Here is a 16,604-nt window from a genome sequence, read left to right on the forward strand (position 1 = left end):
GTTTGCATGTCTAGGGTAATTCATGATTGTGGATACGTTTATTTGTCAACATTATAGGAAGCACGGTGTGGCAGCGTTTGCGCATCGTCCCACGAGAGAGAACAAGGACACCCCATGGCTGAGCGTTCATTCGTCGAAGAAGTCAAGAAGCTGCGGCTTTCCGGTGGCGAAGTATTTCGCGGTGAAGGCATCCTGGCCGTCACCAAGGCCCTGCTCGAATCGGGAGTGTCCTACGTCGCGGGCTACCAGGGTGCGCCGATCTCGCACCTGATGGACGTACTGGCCGATGCGCAGGACATCCTTGCCGAGCAGGGCATCCGCTTCGAGAACAGCGCGAGCGAGGCCACGGCCGCGGCCACGCTGGCGGCCTCGGTCAACTACCCGCTGCGCGGTGCCGTCACCTTCAAGGCCACCGTGGGCACCAACGTGGCGTCCGATGCGCTGGCCAACCTTGCGTCGGGCGGCGTCACCGGCGGCGCGCTCATCATCGTGGGCGAGGACTACGGCGAGGGCTCGTCGATCATGCAGGAGCGCAGCCACGCCTTCGCGATGAAGTCGCAGATCTGGCTGCTCGATCCGCGGCCCAACTTGCCGAGCATCGTCGACGCGGTGAAGACCGGCTTCGATCTCTCCGAGGCGAGCAACACGCCCGTGATGCTGCAGCTGCGCATCCGCGCCTGTCACGTGCATGGGCATTTCATCGCGGGCGACAACAAACGCGCCAAGTTCACGCTGAAAGATGCGCTCGAGAACCCGCAGCGCGACGTCGGCCGCATCGTGCTGCCGCCCGCGAGCTTCGTGCACGAGCAGGAGAAGGTGAAGGACCGCTGGCCCGCCGCCGTGCGCTTCATCGAGGAGCGCAAGCTCAACGAGTTCTTCTCCGAAGACGCCGACGACATCGGCATCATCGTGCAGGGCGGCAGCTACAACACGCTGCTGCGCGCGCTCGAGCGGCTCGGCCTGGCCGACGTCTACGGCAACACCGAGGTGCCGCTCTACGTGATGAACGTGGCCTACCCGGTCATCGAGAGCGAGGTGATCCGCTTCTGCGAAGGCAAGCGCGCGGTGATGGTCGTCGAGGAGGGCCAGCCCAACTTCGTCGAGCAGAACCTGGCGACCATCCTGCGCCAGGCCGGCTCGACCACCGTGCTGCACGGCAAGGACATGCTGCCGGTGGCCGGCGAGTACACCGCGTCCGAACTGCTCAAGGGTGCACGCACCTTCTGCGAGCGCTATGAGCGGCTCGCGCCGCTGCCCATGCCCGCGCCGGTGCGCAAGGTGATTCCGCTCAAGGAAGTGGCGGCCATCGGCGTCGATGCGGCGCCCCAACCGGCCGAGCCGTCCATGGCGCTCGGCGAGGTCGTGCATGCGCGTCCGCCGGGCTTCTGCACCGGCTGCCCCGAGCGGCCGATCTTCAGTGCGATGAAGCTGGTCGAGCGCGAACTCGGCGCGCACCACGTGAGCGCGGACATCGGCTGCCACCTGTTCTCGATCCTGCCGCCGTTCAACATCGGCAACACCACCATGGGCTACGGCCTGGGCGGTGCCGGTGCGGCGGCATTGAATGCACCCGCGGGCAAGCGCGCGATCTCCATGATGGGCGACGGCGGCTTCTGGCACAACGGCCTCACGAGCGGCGTGGCCAACGCGGTCTTCAACAAGAGCGACAACCTCACGATCATCGTCGACAACAACTACACCTCGGCCACGGGCGGGCAGGATATCCTCTCGTCGAGCGCCGTCAACCGCACGCGCAGCACCGGCCACGAGATCGAGCGCGCCGTGCGCGGCGTGGGCGTGGAGTGGGTGAAGACGCTGCGCCGCACCTACGACGTGGCGGGCATGCGCGACGCGCTGAAAGAAGCGCTCACCACCACGAAGAAGGGCCCCAAGGTCCTGATCGCGCAGTCGGAGTGCATGCTCAACAAGCAGCGCCGCGAGAAGCCGCTGGTGCGCAAGGCCATTGCCGACGGCCAGCGCATGGTGCGCGAGAAGTTCGGCGTCGATTCCGACACCTGCACCGGCGACCATTCGTGCATCCGCCTGTCGGGCTGCCCGTCGCTGTCGATCAAGCCCAACCCCGATCCGCTGCGCACCGACCCGGTGGCCACCGTGCTCGACAGCTGCGTGGGCTGCGGCGTCTGCGGCGAGGTCTCGCATGCCGCCGTGCTGTGCCCCTCGTTCTACAAGGCGCAGATCGTGAGCAACCCCACGCGTTGGGACCGCCTGCGCGATCGCGTGCGTTCTGCCGTGATCGGCTGGCTGCAGCGCGGCGAGGCGCGCCGGCGCGACACCTATGCCTTCTGAAGCAGCCATGACGAACAAGGCGCAACCGATCAAGATCGCGATCCTCGCCATGGGCGGCGAGGGCGGCGGCGTGCTGGCCGACTGGATCGTCGACATGGGCGAGGCCAACGGCTATCACGCGCAAACCACCTCGGTGCCGGGCGTCGCCCAGCGCACGGGCGCCACCATCTACTACGTCGAGCTGTACCCGGTGGCGCAGGCCGAGGTCGATGGCGGGCGCCCTGTGCTCGCGCTGATGCCGCTGCCCGGCGACGTCGACGTGGTGCTGGCCTCCGAACTCATGGAGGCCGGCCGCGCGGTGCAGCGCGGGCTGGTCACGGGCGATCGCACCACGCTGATCGCCTCCACCCACCGCGTGTTCTCGATCGCCGAGAAGAGCGCGCTCGGCGATGGCCGCGTCGACAGCGACCAGCTGCTCGCGCATGCGGGCCGAGCGGCCAAGCGCTTCATCCGCTTCGACATGGCGCAGGCGGCCGAGGCCGCGGGCAGCGTGATCAGCGCCGTGCTCTTCGGCGCGCTCGCGGGATCTGGCGTGCTGCCGTTCAGCCGCGCCCAGTTCGAGGCCACCATCGAGCGCGGCGGCGTGGGCGTGAAGCCGAGCCTGAAGGCCTTCGGCGCGGCGTTCGCGCGTGCGCAGGACGGCGACGATGGCGAGCCCGTGCCGCAGGCGCCCATCGCCACGCCCGCGCCGCAACCGCGCCACCCCGCGGTGCGCGCGCTCGTCGAGCGCGTGCAGCGCAACTTTCCGGCCGATGCGCAAGACCTGCTGTTCGAAGGCGTGCGCCGCCTTATCGACTACCAGGATCCGGACTATGCGGGGCTCTACCTCGACCGCATGGCCGAGGTGGCGGCGCTGCCCGGCGCCGGCTCGTACCGGCTGCTGCGCGAGACCGCGCGGCACCTTGCGCTCTGGATGTCGTACGAAGACACCGCGCGCGTCGCCGCACTCAAGACCCGGGCCACCCGCTTCGAGCGCGTGCGCGGCGAGGCGCGCGTGCAGCCCGGCCAGGTGCTCGCCATCAACGAATACATGCATCCGCGGCTGCAGGAAATCTGCGAGACGCTGCCCGGCGGGCTCGGCCGCTGGCTCATGGGTTCGACGCTGCCGAAGAAGATCGTCGAGCGCTTTACCCAGCACGGCCGCGTGATCCGCACCAGCTCGCTGCACGGCTACCTGATGCTGCGCACCGTCGCCGCGATGAAGCGCTGGCGCCGTTCCACGATGCGCTATGCCGAGGAGAACCGTCGCATCGAGGAATGGCTCGCGCGCATCGCCGGCATCGCCGCACGCAACCCCGAGTTGGCGGTCGAACTGGCCCAGTGCCAACGCCTCGTCAAGGGCTACAGCGACACGCACGAGCGCGGCATCCGCAACTACGACACCGTGATGCGCGCCGTGGAGCGCGCGGGCACGGCGCTTGCACCGGCCACGCTGCGCGAGTGGCGCGACGCGGCGCTGGCCGACGAACACGGCGACAAGCTGCAGGCCGCGCTGGCGCGGCATGCCATGGCCTGAACAGACGACGAACCACGATGACCGCACCCACCGCCACGCTCCAGCTTCGCGTTGCCGAAGCGCGCCAACTCAATCCGCTGATCCGCCTGCTGCGCCTGCGCGCCGACGACGGCCGCGCTTTGCCCGGCTTCGCGGCCGGCGCGCACATCCGCGTGCAGGTCTCGCTCGCCGAGGGCCAGACCGACTGGCGCCACTACTCGCTCATCAATTTCGACACCGCGCGCAATGCCACGAATGCGCCGACCGACTACGTGATCGCCGTCCGCAAGGAGGCCGATGGCCGCGGCGGATCGCGCTTCATGCACGAGCGGCTCAACGAGGGCGACACGCTCGCCGTCGAGGCGCCGAAGAACGACTTCCCGCTGCACACCGGCCCCGGCGGCACGGTGCTCGTGGCGGGCGGCATCGGCGTGACGCCGCTCGCCAGCATGGCCGCGCGCCGCCGCGCCGAAGCCGCGCCGGTGCGCCTGCACTACGCCGGCCGCAGCCGCGAACTCATGGCCTTCCTGCCCGAACTGCAGGCGCTGCTCGGTGACGACCTGCGCGTGCATGCCGACGCCGAGGCCGGCGCGCCACTCGACATCGACGCATTGCTCGACAGCGTGCCTGCCGGCGACCGTCTATATGTCTGCGGCCCCAAGGTCATGCTCGATGCCGTGCTCGCGCGCACCCAGGCGCGCGGCTGGGAACACGACCGCGTGCACTTCGAACTCTTCACCGAGCCGGTCGCCGAGGAAGGCGACCAGCCGTTCGACGTCGAGCTCGCGCAGTCGGGCCAGCGCTTCACCGTGCCGGCCGACCAGAGCATCCTCGACTGCCTCATCGACCACGGCTGCGACCCGATGTTCGATTGCAAGCGCGGCGAATGCGGCGTGTGCGCGGTGCCCGTGATCGAAGGCGAGATCGACCACCGCGACTACGTGCTCACGGCCCGCGAGAAGGCCGAGGGCAACGTCATGCAGATCTGCATCTCGCGCGCCAAGGGTGCGCGCTTGGTGCTCGACATGTGAACGACAAGGAGCCGCCCCCAATGACCTCCTACCGCGACAACCCCGATGCGATCCGCGCGCTGGTCAAGCCCGACCGCGTGCACCGCGACCTGTACATCAGCCAGGAACTGTTCGAGCTCGAGCAGGAACACTTCTTCGCCAACACCTGGAACTACGTCGGCCACGAGAGCCAGTTGCCCAAGCCCGGCGACTGGATCAGCAACGAGATCGCGGGCCGCCCGCTGATCGTGGTGCGCCACTCCGACGGCACGGTGCGCGTGGTGATGAACCGCTGCGCCCACAAGGGCTCGCGGCTCGTGAGCGGCCCGTGCGGCAACACCGGCAAGTTCTTCCGTTGCCCGTACCACGCCTGGACCTTCAAGACCGACGGTTCGCCGCTCGCGATTCCGCTCAAGACCGGCTACGAGAACACGCAGCTGCACGAATGCGAATCGGGCAAGGGCCTCACGCCCGTGAAGCACGTGCGCAGCCACCGCGGCTTCATCTTCGTGAAGATCAACGATGTGGGGCCGGACTTCGAAGAATACTTCGGCGATTCGCTGAGCTCCATCGACAACATGGCCGACCGCTCGCCCGAAGGCGAGCTCGAAATCGCGGGCGGCTGCCTGCGCTTCATGCACCAGTGCAACTGGAAGATGTTCGTCGAGAACCTCAACGACACCATGCATCCGATGGTGGCGCACGAATCGTCGGCCGGCACGGCCAAGCGCATGTGGGCCGACAAGCCCGAGGACGCGCCCAAGCCCATGGCGGTGGAGCAGTTCGTGCCCTTCATGTCCGACTACAAGTTCTTCGAGGACATGGGCATCCGCACCTACGACCACGGCCACAGCTTCACGGGCGTGCACTTCAGCATCCACAGCAAGTACAAGGCCATTCCCGCCTACGACGACGCCATGAAGGCGCGCTACGGCGAAGAGAAGACCGCGCAGATCCTGGGCATGGCGCGACACAACACGGTTTACTACCCGAACCTCACGATCAAGGGCGCGATCCAGGCGATCCGCGTGGTCAAGCCGATCTCGGCCAACCAGACGCTCGTCGAAAGCTGGACCTTCCGCCTCAAGGGCGCGCCGCCGGAGCTGCTGCAGCGCACCACCATGTACAACCGGCTCATCAACTCGCCGTTCTCGGTGGTCGGGCACGACGACCTGCAGGCCTACCGCGGCATGCAGGCCGGCCTGCATGCGAGCGGCAACGAATGGGTGAGCCTGCACCGTGACTACGACCCGGCCGAACTCAAGGGCGGCGAGATCACCACCGGCGGCACCAACGAGCTGCCGATGCGCAACCAGTACCGCAGCTGGCTGCAGCGCATGACGGAGACGATGTGATGACGCCGGCCGAAGTCACCCGCCAGGACCTGATCGACTTCGTGGTGAACGAAGCGCATCTGCTCGACACGCGCCGCTACGAGGGGTGGAACGCGCTCTTCACCGACGACGCCTTCTACTGGGTGCCGCTCGTGCCCGACCAGGAAGACGGCCTCAACCACACCTCTCACCTCTATGAGGACAAGCTGCTGCGCGCGCTGCGCATCGAGCGCCTCAAGAGCCCGCGCGCGTTCTCGCAACAGCCGCCGAGCCGCTGCCATCACCTGCTGCAGGTGCCGGTGGTCGAAACCCTCGATGCCGAGGGCAACCGCTTCGTCGTGCGCACCGCATTCCACTACACCGAAGCGCAGGGCGACGAGCTGCAGTTTTACGTGGGCACCTTCTTTCACCACCTCACCGTGCACGACGGCGCGCTGCGCATGACGCTGAAGCGCGTGAACCTCCTCAACTGCGACGCGGCGCTGCCGGCCGTGCAGCTTTTCATCTAGGGACGCGATGCAACAACAGCGCACTGTCCACGAGGTCTTCACGGCCACCGCGCGGCGCACGCCCGAGGCCGAATTCCTGTTCACCGAATCGGTGACCGCGGCGGCCTACGGCATCGCGGCCGGCGCCATCCGCTGGGGCGATGCTGCGGCCGAGGTCGAGCGCCTGCGCACGGCCTATGCACAGGCGGGGTACGGCCACGGCCACCGCGTCGGCCTGCTGCTGGAGAACCGGCCCGCATTCCTCTTCCACTGGTTCGCGCTCAATGCGCTGGGCGTGAGCGTGGTGCCGATCAACGCCGACATGCGTTCGGCCGAACTCACCTACCTGATCGGCCACAGCGAGATCGCCCTGGCGGTCACGCTGCCCGAACGCGCGAACGACCTGCGCGCCGCGGCGGCACAGGCCGGCATGGCCTGCGAGACCATGGGCCCGGACGATGCCGTGCCGCGCGCGAAGACGCCCGCCCCGCGCGCCGGCGAGCCGATCGGCGAGGCCACCGAATGCGGCCTGCTCTACACCTCGGGCACCACCGGTCGGCCCAAGGGCTGCATCCTCGGCAACGCCTACTTCCTGCGCGCGGGCCAGTGGTACGCGGCGCTCGACGGCGTGTGCAGCATCCGGCGCGATGCGGAGCGCGTCATCACGCCGCTGCCGCTCAACCACATGAACGCGATGGCCTTCTCCACCATGGTGGTGCTGGTCGCAGGCGGCTGCCTGGTGCAGCTCGACCGCTTCCATCCGAAGAGCTGGCTCGCGAGCGCACGCGAAAGCGGCGCGACCATCGCGCACTACCTCGGCGTGATGCCCGCGATGCTGCTGTCGGCGCCGCCCTCGGCGGCCGACCGCGAGCATGCGATCCGCTGGGGTTTCGGCGCCGGTGTCGACCGCAAGAACCACGCGCCGTTCGAGGAACGCTTCGGCTTTCCGCTGGTCGAGGCCTGGGCCATGACCGAGACCGGCGCGGCCGCCTGCATCATGGCCAACCGCGAGCCGCGGCGCGTGGGCACCAGCTGCTTCGGCCGGCAGGAAGACTTCGTCGAGATCCGCCTCGTGGGCGACGACGGCAGCGAGGTGGGCACCGATGCGCCGGGCGAGCTGCTCGTGCGCTCGGCCGGCGCCGACCCGAGGCGCTATTTCTTCTCGGGCTACCTGAAGGACGAGGACGCGACGAGCGAAGCTTGGGCCGATGGCTGGTTTCACACCGGCGACCTGGTGCGCCGCGACGCCGAAGGCAACTTCTTCTTCGTCGACCGCAAGAAGAACGTGATCCGCCGCAGCGGCGAGAACATCTCGGCCGTCGAGGTCGAAAGCGTGCTCAACCAGCATCCGGCCGTGAAGGCCTCGGCCGTGGCCGCCACGCCCGATACGGTGCGCGGCGACGAAGTGCTGGCCTGCATCGTGCTGCGCGAAGGCGCCGGCGATGCGGCGCAGCGCGCGCAGGTTGCGGCCAGCATCGTCGAGCACGCGCTCGCGCAGCTCGCCTACTACAAGGCCCCTGGCTACGTCGCATTCGTCGAGGCGCTGCCGCTCACGCCCTCGCAGAAGATCCAGCGCGGGCAACTGCGCGAGATGGCACAGTCGCTGCCGGGGCAGGGCCACTGCATCGACACCCGGGCGATGAAGAAGAGGCAACCGGCATGAAGCGCAACCGGCTTTCCTACGAAGGCGTCGCGGTCGCGGTGCCCGTCACCGTGCCCTACGTTCGCTATTCGACGGGCACCGCGCACTGGTTCGTCGGCCAGGCCGTCGAGGCCCTCGTCAAGGCCAGCGGCGTTGCCAAGGAAGAAATCGACGGCCTCTGCCTCAGCAGCTTCTCGCTCGCGCCCGACACGGCCGTGGGCGTCACGCAGCATCTGGGCATGTCGCCGCGCTGGCTCGATCATGTGCCCACGGGCGGCGCCTCGGGCGTGATGTGCCTGCGCCGCGCCGCACGCGCCGTGCAGGCGGGCGATGCCGACATCGTCGCCTGCGTGGGTGCCGACACCAACCACGTCGACTCGTTCCGCCAGACGCTCGGCAGCTTCAGCAACTTTGCGCGCGACGCGAGCTACCCGTACGGCTCGGGCGGGCCGAACTCGATCTTCGCCTTCATCACCGCCAACTACATGCGCACCTATGGCGTGAAGCGCGAGGACTTCGGCCGCATCTGCGTCGACCAGCGCACCAACGCGCTAGGCAACCCGAACGCGATGTTCAAGAAGGCGCTGACGCTCGACGAGTACATGGCGGCACGGCCGATCTCCGACCCGATCCACCTGTTCGACTGCGTGATGCCCTGCGCGGGCGCCGACGCGTTCCTGGTGATGAGCGAAGAACGTGCGCGCGACCTCGGCCTGGCGCACGTGGTGATCCGCGGCGCCATCGAACGCCACAACGCCTATGCCGAAGACCCGGTGATGGTGCAGGGCGGCTGGCGCATGGACCGCGACGACCTTTACGCGCAGGCCGGCGTGCAGCCCGCCGCGCTCGACTTCGTGCAGACCTACGACGACTATCCGGTGATCGTCATGATGCAGTTCGAGGACCTGGGCTTCTGCGAGAAGGGCGAGGGCTCGGCCTTCGTGCAGGCCAACACCATGACCTTCGATGGCAGCTTTCCCAACAACACGAGCGGCGGGCAACTATCGGCCGGGCAGGCGGGTGCGGCGGGCGGCTTCCTCGGCATGGTCGAGGCGATCCGGCAACTGACCGATCAAGCCGGAGCGCGCGCAGTGCCCGACGCGCAACTGGGCCTCGTCGCCGGCTTCGGCATGGTGACCTACGACCGCTGCCTCTGTACGGGCGCGGTCATCCTGGGGAGATCGGCATGACCATGCCCCTGATGCGCCCACCGCGCAAGAACCCGGTGCTGCGCACCCGGCAGATGAACCTGCCGCCCGGCGCACGCGGCCGTGTGGCGCTCGGCCTCACGGCGGCCGCCGCCGAAGGCCGCTTCGAGTTGCAGACCTGTGACGACTGCGGCACGGTGCAGTACCCGCCGCGCGAGGTCTGCCACAAGTGCCTGTCGGCTTCTCTGCGCTGGCGCGAACAGAGCGGCGAGGGCGAACTGCTCGGCAGCACCACGCTGCACCACAGCAACGACCTGTTCTTCCGCGAGCGGCTGCCGTGGCGGCTCGGGCTGGTGCACCTCGATGCCGGGCCGACGCTCATGGTCCACCTGCACGGCGAAGTCGGCGAGGCGCCGCAGAAGGTGCGTGTCGGCGCCCGGCTCGACCGCGCCGGCCAGGCCGTCCTCATTGCTTTTCCGAACGAAGGGAGTCCCCATATGGCCGACGACAAGATGCTGCGCGAAATGACCAGCGACCCAAAATTCCGCAAGGCGCTGGTGACCGACGGCAAGACCGAAGTGGGCCAGGCGCTGGTGCGCGCACTGGTGAAGGCCGGCGCCGACATCGTCTGGGTCGGTCATGCCGAGCCGTGGAAGAAGCTCGGCGATGGGCTGGACGACATCTCGGCCCTGCCGCAGGTCACGCTGGTGCCCTTGGACCTGACGAATGGACGCCAGGTGACCGAGGTCGCGGGTGCCATCGGCGGCAAGGTCGACATCGTGATCAACAACGCCGAGCTGCACCGCACCTTCGGCATCGGCACGCGCCGCGGCACCGACGTGGCCAGGGCCGAGATGGACATCAACTACTTCGGCCTGCTGCGCCTCGCGCAGGAGTTCGGCCCGGCGCTCAAGGGACGCTCGGCCGACGGCGCGACCGGCGCGACCGCCTGGGTCAACCTGCTGTCGATCTACGCGCTCAGCAACTTCCCGCCGCACGGCACCTTCAGCGCCTCGAAGGCCGCCGCGCATTCGCTCGCGCAGTGCCTGCGCGCCGAGATGCGCCCGGCCGGCATCCGCGTGATCAACGTGTTTCCCGGGCCGATCGACGACGAATGGAACCAGCACATGCCGCCGCCCAAGCTCGCGCCCGCCACGCTCGCCAATGCCATCGTCAAGGCGCTGCGCGACGGGGTGGAAGACGTGTACCCCGGCGACGTGGCGCAGGAGTGGCTGGAACGCTGGCGCGACAACCCGAAGGTGCTGGAACGCGAACTCGCGGCCGGATCATGAAGCACACCCCCAGTCTTCGCGCACTTCGTGTCGCTTCGCCAACCCCCTTGCAGGGGGCAACACCAGCGGCCCGGCAAAGCCGGTTCCGCGGTGTTCCTGGAACAGAGTTCGGAGAATGAAATGAAGACAAGTACCGAAGCGATGTCCGCCGCCGAAGTCCTCGGCGGCCTCGTGACCGCCATGGCCAGCGGCCGCATCCGCGTGATCGACCTCACGCAGACGCTCACGCCCGAGTTCCCGCAGATCGCGCTGCCGCCCGAGATGGGCCAGTGCTGGCCGTTCCGCATCGAGGAAGTGTCCAAGTACGACGAGCGCGGCCCGGCTTGGTACTGGAACAACTTCTCGTGCGGCGAGCACTCCGGCACGCACTTCGATGCGCCGATCCACTGGATCTCGGGGCGCGATCTGCCGAACAATTCGGTCGACACCATCCCGGTGCAGAACTTCGTGGCACCGGCCTGCGTGATCGACTGCTCGGCCGACGTGCAGGCCAACGACGACTACCTGCTGAGCGTGGCCGACATCGAGCGCTACGAAGCCGCACACGGCCGCATCCCGAAGGGCGCCTGGGTGCTGATGCGCACCGACTGGTCCAAGCGCAGCGATCCAGCGGCCTACCAGAACTTCGACGACACCGGCCAGCACACGCCCGGCCCGAGTACGGAGGCGGTGCGCTTCCTGGTGGAGCAGCGCGACGTGCTGGGCTTCGGCTCGGAAGCCATCGGCACCGATGCGGGGCAGGGCTACCACCTGCGCCCGCCGTACCCGTGCCACTACTACATGCATGGCGCGGGGCGCTACGGCCTGCAGTGCCTTGCCAACCTCGACCTGCTGCCGCCGGCCGGCGCGGTGCTGATCTGCCCGCCGCTGAAGATCGAGAAGGGCAGCGGCAGCCCGCTGCGCGTGCTCGCGCTGGTGGGAGCGCAGGCATGACGGCACCGGGCAAGGTCGCAGCCGTCACCGGCGGCAGCGCCGGCATCGGCCGCGCGATCTGCGAAGACCTGCTGGCGCAGGGCTACGAGGTGGTGTCGCTCGCGCGCCGCAAGGCCGACATCGCGCACCCGAAGCTCCACAGCATCGAGGTCGATCTGAGCGACCGCGCGGCCACCGGCGAGGCGGTGCGCGAACTGGTTGCGCGCTTCTCGCCGACGACCCTGGTGCACAACGCCGGCGTGATCCGCGCGGCCTTGCTGAGCGATGTGAAGCTCGACGACCTCGATGCGCTGGTCGACCTGCACCTGGGCGCGGCGATCCAGCTCGTGCAGGGCGCGCTGCCCGCGATGCGCGCACAGAAGTTTGGCCGCATCGTGCTGCTCTCTTCGCGCGCGGCGCTCGGCCTGGCCACGCGCACCAGCTACTCCGCCACCAAGGCCGGCATGCTGGGCATGGCGCGCACCTGGGCGCTCGAGCTGGCGGCCGACGGCATCACGGTGAACGTGGTCGCGCCCGGCCCCATCCGCACCGACATGTTCTACGACGTGGTCGAGGCCGGCAGCGAGAAGGAGCGCGCGCTCGCGGCCTCGGTGCCGGTCAAGCGCCTCGGCGAATCGGCCGACGTGGCACGCGCCGTGCGTTTCTTTGCCGACGCCGACAACAGTTTCGTCACCGGCCAGGTGCTCTACGTCTGCGGCGGCACCAGCGTCGGCAGCCTGGCGCTCTGAACCCGCCGCTCATTCATTCATTCCAAGCCTTCATTCACCACCATCCCACCGGGAGCATTGCCATGACAGTTCCGAACCGATTCCGAGCCCTCGCGGGCATCGCCGTGGGCCTCGGCGCCCTCGTCACCGCCGCGGGCGCATGGGCGGCCGATCTCAAGGTCGGTTTCATCACCTCGCTGTCGGGGCCGGTGTCGTCGCTCGGCATTCCCTACGAGAAGGGCATGAAGGCGGCCCTGGCCTACAAGTCGGAAGTGGGCGGCCGCAAGGTCCAGCTGGTGCAGCTCGACGATGCGTCCGATCCGTCGACCGCCGCGCGCAATGCGCGCAAGATGATCGACGAGGACAAGGTCGACGTGATCATCGGCACCGCCGGCTCGCCCGGTGCGCTGGCCATTGCCGGCGTGGCGCGCGAGACGAAGACGCCGCTCATCTCCATTGCCAATGCCAACCTGCCGGGCGAGGAGGGCGCGTGGATGGTCACGCTGCCGCAGCCCGCGCCGTTGATGGTGAGCGCGGTGATCGAGCGCATGAAGAAGTCGGGCGTCAAGACGGTCGGCTACATCGGCTTTTCCGACGCCTGGGGCGACCTGGTGTACGACGCGCTGCAGAAGAGCGCAGCCCCGGCGGGCATCAAGGTGGTCTCGAACGAGCGCTATGCGCGCGCCGATTCGTCGGTCACGGGCCAGGTGCTCAAGATCGTGGCGCTGCGCCCCGACGCGGTGATTACCGGCACTTCGGGCACGCCCGGCGCGCTGCCGTACCTGGCGCTCGCCGACCGCGGCTACAAGGGCCAGATCTACGGCATGCACGCACTCATCAACCCTGATTTCGTGCGCGTCGGCGGCAACGCGGTCGAAGGCCTGCTGGCGCCCACCGGCCCGGTGATCGTGGCCGAGCAGCTGCCCGAGTCCAACCCGATCCGCAAGGTGTCGCTCGACTTTCGCGCGGCCTACCAGAAGGCCAACGGCGCGCCGCCGACCGATGCCTTCTCGGCCTACACCTTCGATGCCTGGCTGCTGTACCTCGATGCGGCCGAGCGCGCCCTCGCCACCAAGGCCGAGCCCGGCACGCCGCAGTTCCGCCTGGCGCTGCGTGATGCCATCGTGAGCACCAAGGAGCTCGTGGGAACGCACGCGGTCTACAACTTCAAGCCCACCGACCGCTACGGCGCCGATGAGCGCTCGCGCGTCGTCGTGAGGCTCGAGAAGGGGCAGTGGAAGCTCGTTCCCTGATGGAAGCCAAGACAATGAAGAAACAACACCTGATCCGCATCCTCGGCCTCACTGCCGTGGCGCTGGCCGCCACGCAGGCCATCGCCGCCGACCTCAAGATCGGCTTCATCAGCTCGCTCTCGGGCCCCGTCGCCGCGCTCGGCGTGCCGTACGAGAAGGGCATTCGCGCGGCCATCGCCGAGCACCCGCAGATTGCCGGGCGCAAGGTCGAGCTCATCGTGCTCGACGACGCTTCCGATCCGACCACCGCCGGGCGCAACGCGCGCAAGCTCGTGACCGAGGACAAGGTCGACGTGCTCATCGGCACGTCGGGCGTGCCCGGCGCCATGGCCATCGCGGCGGTGGCGCGCGAGCTCAACACGCCGCTGATCTCACCCACGCCCGTCACCATCGCAGGCCCCGAAGGCGCATGGACCGTCACCGTCTCGCAGCCGTTCCCGCTCATGGTCGCGGGCGTCGTCGACCGCATGAAGAAGTCGGGCGTCAAGACCGTGGCCTTCATCGGCTTTTCCGATGCGCTCGGCGACCTGGCCTACGACTCGCTCGTGAAGAGCGCCGAGAAGGCCGGCATCCAGGTGGTGGGCAACGAACGCTATGCGCGCAGCGACTCGTCGGTCGCGGGCCAGGTGCTCAAGATCGTCGCCAAGCGGCCCGACGCCGTGTTCGCAGGCAACTCCGGCACGCCCGGGGCGCTGCCGTACCTTGCGCTTGCCGAGCGCGGCTACAAGGGAAAGATCTACGGCACGCACGGCCTCATCAACGCCGACTTCGTGCGCGTGGGCGGTGCCTCCATCGAAGGCCTGCAGGTGCCCAGCGGCCCGGTGCTGGTGGCCGACCAGCTGCCCGACAGCAACCCCATCAAGAAGGTGGCGATGAGCTTCCGCGCGGCCTACCAGAAGGCCCATGGCGCCGTGCCGACCGATGCCTTCTCGTCCTACACCTACGATGCCTACCTGCTGCTCGCCGACGCGGCTTCGCGCACCAAGGGCGAGCCGGGTACGCCGCAGTACCGCACGGCGCTGCGCGATGCCATCGTCGCGACCAAGGAGCTCGTGGGTACCCACGGCATCTACACCTTCAAGCCCGACGACCGCTACGGCTCCGACCAACGCGGTGTGGTCGTGATGCAGATGCAGAAGGGCCAGTGGAAGCTGGTGCCCTGACGCGACCCCGGACGACCCAAGGCCCGCGCCGATGACACCCGCCTACCGCGACCACCCCGAGCGCATTGCCGCGCTCGTGCAGGACGACCGCGTGCACCGCGACCTGTACCTGAGCGAGGAAATCTTCGCGCTCGAGCAGGCGCACCTGTTCGCGAACAGCTGGGTCTTCCTCGGCCATGCGAGCCAGGTGCCGGAGGCCGGCGACTTCGTGGCCGCGGAGATCGCGGGACGGCCGCTCGTGATGGTGCGCCAGCCCGACGGCGGCCTGCGCGTGCTCTACAACCGCTGCGCCCACAAGGGCACGCAGCTGGTCACCGACGAATGCGGCAACGCCGGCCGCTTCTTTCGCTGCCCCTACCACGCGTGGACTTACAAGCTCGACGGCGCGCCGCTGGGCATGCCGCTCAAGCAGGGCTACGAAGGCACACGGCTCAAGGCCTGCGAATCGGGGCAGGGCATGGCGCCGGTGAAGCATGTGAAGGTGTACCGCGACTTCGTCTTCGTGCGGCTCGCCGACACCGGCCCGGGTTTCGAGGACTACTTCGGCGAGGTGCTCGGCGCGATCGACAACATGGTCGACCGCTCGCCCGAAGGCAGGCTCTCGGTGGGCGGCGGCGTGCTGCGCAACATCGTGCACTGCAACTGGAAGATCTACCTCGAGAACATCAACGACACGGTGCACCCGATGTCGACCCACGAGTCGGCCACGCAGGCGGCCGAGGCGCTGTGGGAAGGCCATGCGCCCACCGATCCCAAGCCGATGGCGATGGAGCAGATCCTGCCGTTCGGTGCGGGTTACGCGTTCTTCGACGACATGGGCGGCCGAGTGTTCGCCAACGGCCACAGCGTGCTCGGCGTGAACTTCAGCATCCATTCCAACTACGCGCAGCTGCCCGACTACGAGGCCGCGATGCGCGCCGCGCACGGCGAGGCGCGCGCCACCGAGATCCTGCAGCGCTCGCCGCAGAACTCGGTGCTGTACCCGAGCCTGTCGGTCAAGGGCTCGCCGCAGGCCATCCGCGTGATCCGGCCGCTGGCCGCGGACCGCACGCTCGTCGAGGCCTGGAGCTTTTGCGCGGCCGGTGCGCCCGAGCTTCTTTTCGAACGCGCGATGAGCTACAACCGGCTCGTGTTCTCGCCGATGTCGGTGGTGGCGCACGACGACGTGCACCTGTTCGAGAGCATCCAGCGCGGCCTGCGCGCCGAGGGCAACGACTGGGTGAGCCTGCACCGGAACTACGACCCCGCCGAGCGTGCGCAGACTACGCTCACCACCAATGGCACCAACGAGCTGCTCATGCGCAACCAGTTCCGCGCCTGGGCACAGGCCATGGCGGCAGGCATGGAGGCCCCGGCATGAACGGCGACCCGCGCGATTTCGCCGCGCACGAGGCGGCCCTGCTCGACGAGCGGCGCTTCGCCGAGTGGCTGGCGCTCTTCACCGACGACGGGCACTACTGGGTGCCGCTGCTCGGCGCCGCGCAGGCTGACCCGTTCTCGCACAACTCGCTGGCCTACGAAGACCGGTTGCTGCTGCAGCTGCGCGTGGACCGGCTCGGCAACCCGCGCGCCCATTCGCAGCATCCGCCGAGCCGCAGCCAGCACGTGCTGCAGCCGTCGCGCATCGAGGCCGAGTCGCCCGGTGAGGTGCGCCTTCGCACGCCGTTCCTCTACGTCGAAGCACGCGGCGACGCGCAGGTGCTGCTGAGCGGCACCGCGCGCCATCACCTGGTGCGCACGCCTTCGGGCTGGGCCCTGCGCGAGAAGCGCGTCGACCTGCTCGACTGCGCGCGTGCATTGCCTGCGATCCAGTTGTTCATCTGAGTTTTCTC

The 16,604-nt window shown here is 68.6% G+C and carries 14 protein-coding genes; all 14 read left to right on the top strand.

The genetic code is table 11. The annotated features are described in order from the left end of the window. The first annotated feature begins 114 nt into the window (after positions 1 to 114). Positions 115 to 2,307 (top strand): thiamine pyrophosphate-dependent enzyme, encoded by a 2,193-nt coding sequence (locus tag AC3A6G_RS07745; RefSeq protein WP_487873467.1) that lies wholly within the window; start codon positions 115 to 117, stop codon positions 2,305 to 2,307. 7 nt (positions 2,308 to 2,314) lie between these two features. Then, positions 2,315 to 3,823: an indolepyruvate oxidoreductase subunit beta family protein gene (locus tag AC3A6G_RS07750; RefSeq protein WP_487873468.1), complete on the top strand. Its 1,509-nt coding sequence runs from the start codon at positions 2,315 to 2,317 to the stop codon at positions 3,821 to 3,823. A 17-nt stretch (positions 3,824 to 3,840) separates the two neighbouring features. Beyond that, a complete protein-coding gene (locus tag AC3A6G_RS07755) occupies positions 3,841 to 4,833 on the top strand; it encodes a PDR/VanB family oxidoreductase (protein WP_487873469.1) in 993 nt (330 codons plus the stop codon). Positions 4,834 to 4,853: 20 nt separating this feature from the next. Further along, positions 4,854 to 6,167 carry an aromatic ring-hydroxylating dioxygenase subunit alpha gene (locus AC3A6G_RS07760; RefSeq protein WP_487873470.1) on the top strand — a complete coding sequence of 438 codons (1,314 nt, stop codon included), beginning with the start codon at positions 4,854 to 4,856 and terminating at the stop codon, positions 6,165 to 6,167. Further along, positions 6,167 to 6,655 (top strand): aromatic-ring-hydroxylating dioxygenase subunit beta, encoded by a 489-nt coding sequence (locus AC3A6G_RS07765; RefSeq protein ID WP_487873471.1) that lies wholly within the window; start codon positions 6,167 to 6,169, stop codon positions 6,653 to 6,655. The genes AC3A6G_RS07760 and AC3A6G_RS07765 overlap by 1 nt, the downstream gene beginning before the upstream one ends. Positions 6,656 to 6,662: 7 nt before the next feature. Further along, the gene (locus AC3A6G_RS07770) at positions 6,663 to 8,297 is read left to right on the top strand and encodes an AMP-binding protein (protein WP_487863395.1); all 1,635 of its coding nucleotides are present in this window, start codon (positions 6,663 to 6,665) and stop codon (positions 8,295 to 8,297) included. Beyond that, positions 8,294 to 9,466: a thiolase family protein gene (locus tag AC3A6G_RS07775; protein WP_487873472.1), complete on the top strand. Its 1,173-nt coding sequence runs from the start codon at positions 8,294 to 8,296 to the stop codon at positions 9,464 to 9,466. Before AC3A6G_RS07770 ends, AC3A6G_RS07775 begins: the two co-directional genes overlap by 4 nt. After that, positions 9,463 to 10,716: an SDR family NAD(P)-dependent oxidoreductase gene (locus tag AC3A6G_RS07780; RefSeq protein WP_487873473.1), complete on the top strand. Its 1,254-nt coding sequence runs from the start codon at positions 9,463 to 9,465 to the stop codon at positions 10,714 to 10,716. The genes AC3A6G_RS07775 and AC3A6G_RS07780 overlap by 4 nt, the downstream gene beginning before the upstream one ends. A gap of 120 nt (positions 10,717 to 10,836) precedes the next feature. Then, positions 10,837 to 11,649, top strand: a complete 813-nt coding sequence (locus AC3A6G_RS07785) for a cyclase family protein (protein WP_487873474.1) — start codon at positions 10,837 to 10,839, stop codon at positions 11,647 to 11,649. After that, positions 11,646 to 12,377 carry an SDR family NAD(P)-dependent oxidoreductase gene (locus AC3A6G_RS07790; RefSeq protein WP_487873475.1) on the top strand — a complete coding sequence of 244 codons (732 nt, stop codon included), beginning with the start codon at positions 11,646 to 11,648 and terminating at the stop codon, positions 12,375 to 12,377. Before AC3A6G_RS07785 ends, AC3A6G_RS07790 begins: the two co-directional genes overlap by 4 nt. Before the next feature lie 62 nt (positions 12,378 to 12,439). Further along, positions 12,440 to 13,609: an ABC transporter substrate-binding protein gene (locus AC3A6G_RS07795; protein WP_487859696.1), complete on the top strand. Its 1,170-nt coding sequence runs from the start codon at positions 12,440 to 12,442 to the stop codon at positions 13,607 to 13,609. 14 nt (positions 13,610 to 13,623) lie between these two features. Next, positions 13,624 to 14,772: an ABC transporter substrate-binding protein gene (locus AC3A6G_RS07800; RefSeq protein ID WP_487873476.1), complete on the top strand. Its 1,149-nt coding sequence runs from the start codon at positions 13,624 to 13,626 to the stop codon at positions 14,770 to 14,772. Positions 14,773 to 14,803: 31 nt separating this feature from the next. Then, positions 14,804 to 16,132, top strand: a complete 1,329-nt coding sequence (locus tag AC3A6G_RS07805; protein WP_487873477.1) for an aromatic ring-hydroxylating dioxygenase subunit alpha — start codon at positions 14,804 to 14,806, stop codon at positions 16,130 to 16,132. Further along, positions 16,129 to 16,596, top strand: a complete 468-nt coding sequence (locus AC3A6G_RS07810) for an aromatic-ring-hydroxylating dioxygenase subunit beta (RefSeq protein ID WP_487873478.1) — start codon at positions 16,129 to 16,131, stop codon at positions 16,594 to 16,596. The genes AC3A6G_RS07805 and AC3A6G_RS07810 overlap by 4 nt, the downstream gene beginning before the upstream one ends. Positions 16,597 to 16,604 lie beyond the last annotated feature (8 nt).

It is taken from the genome of Variovorax sp. Soil_C_26, from assembly GCF_057657075.1.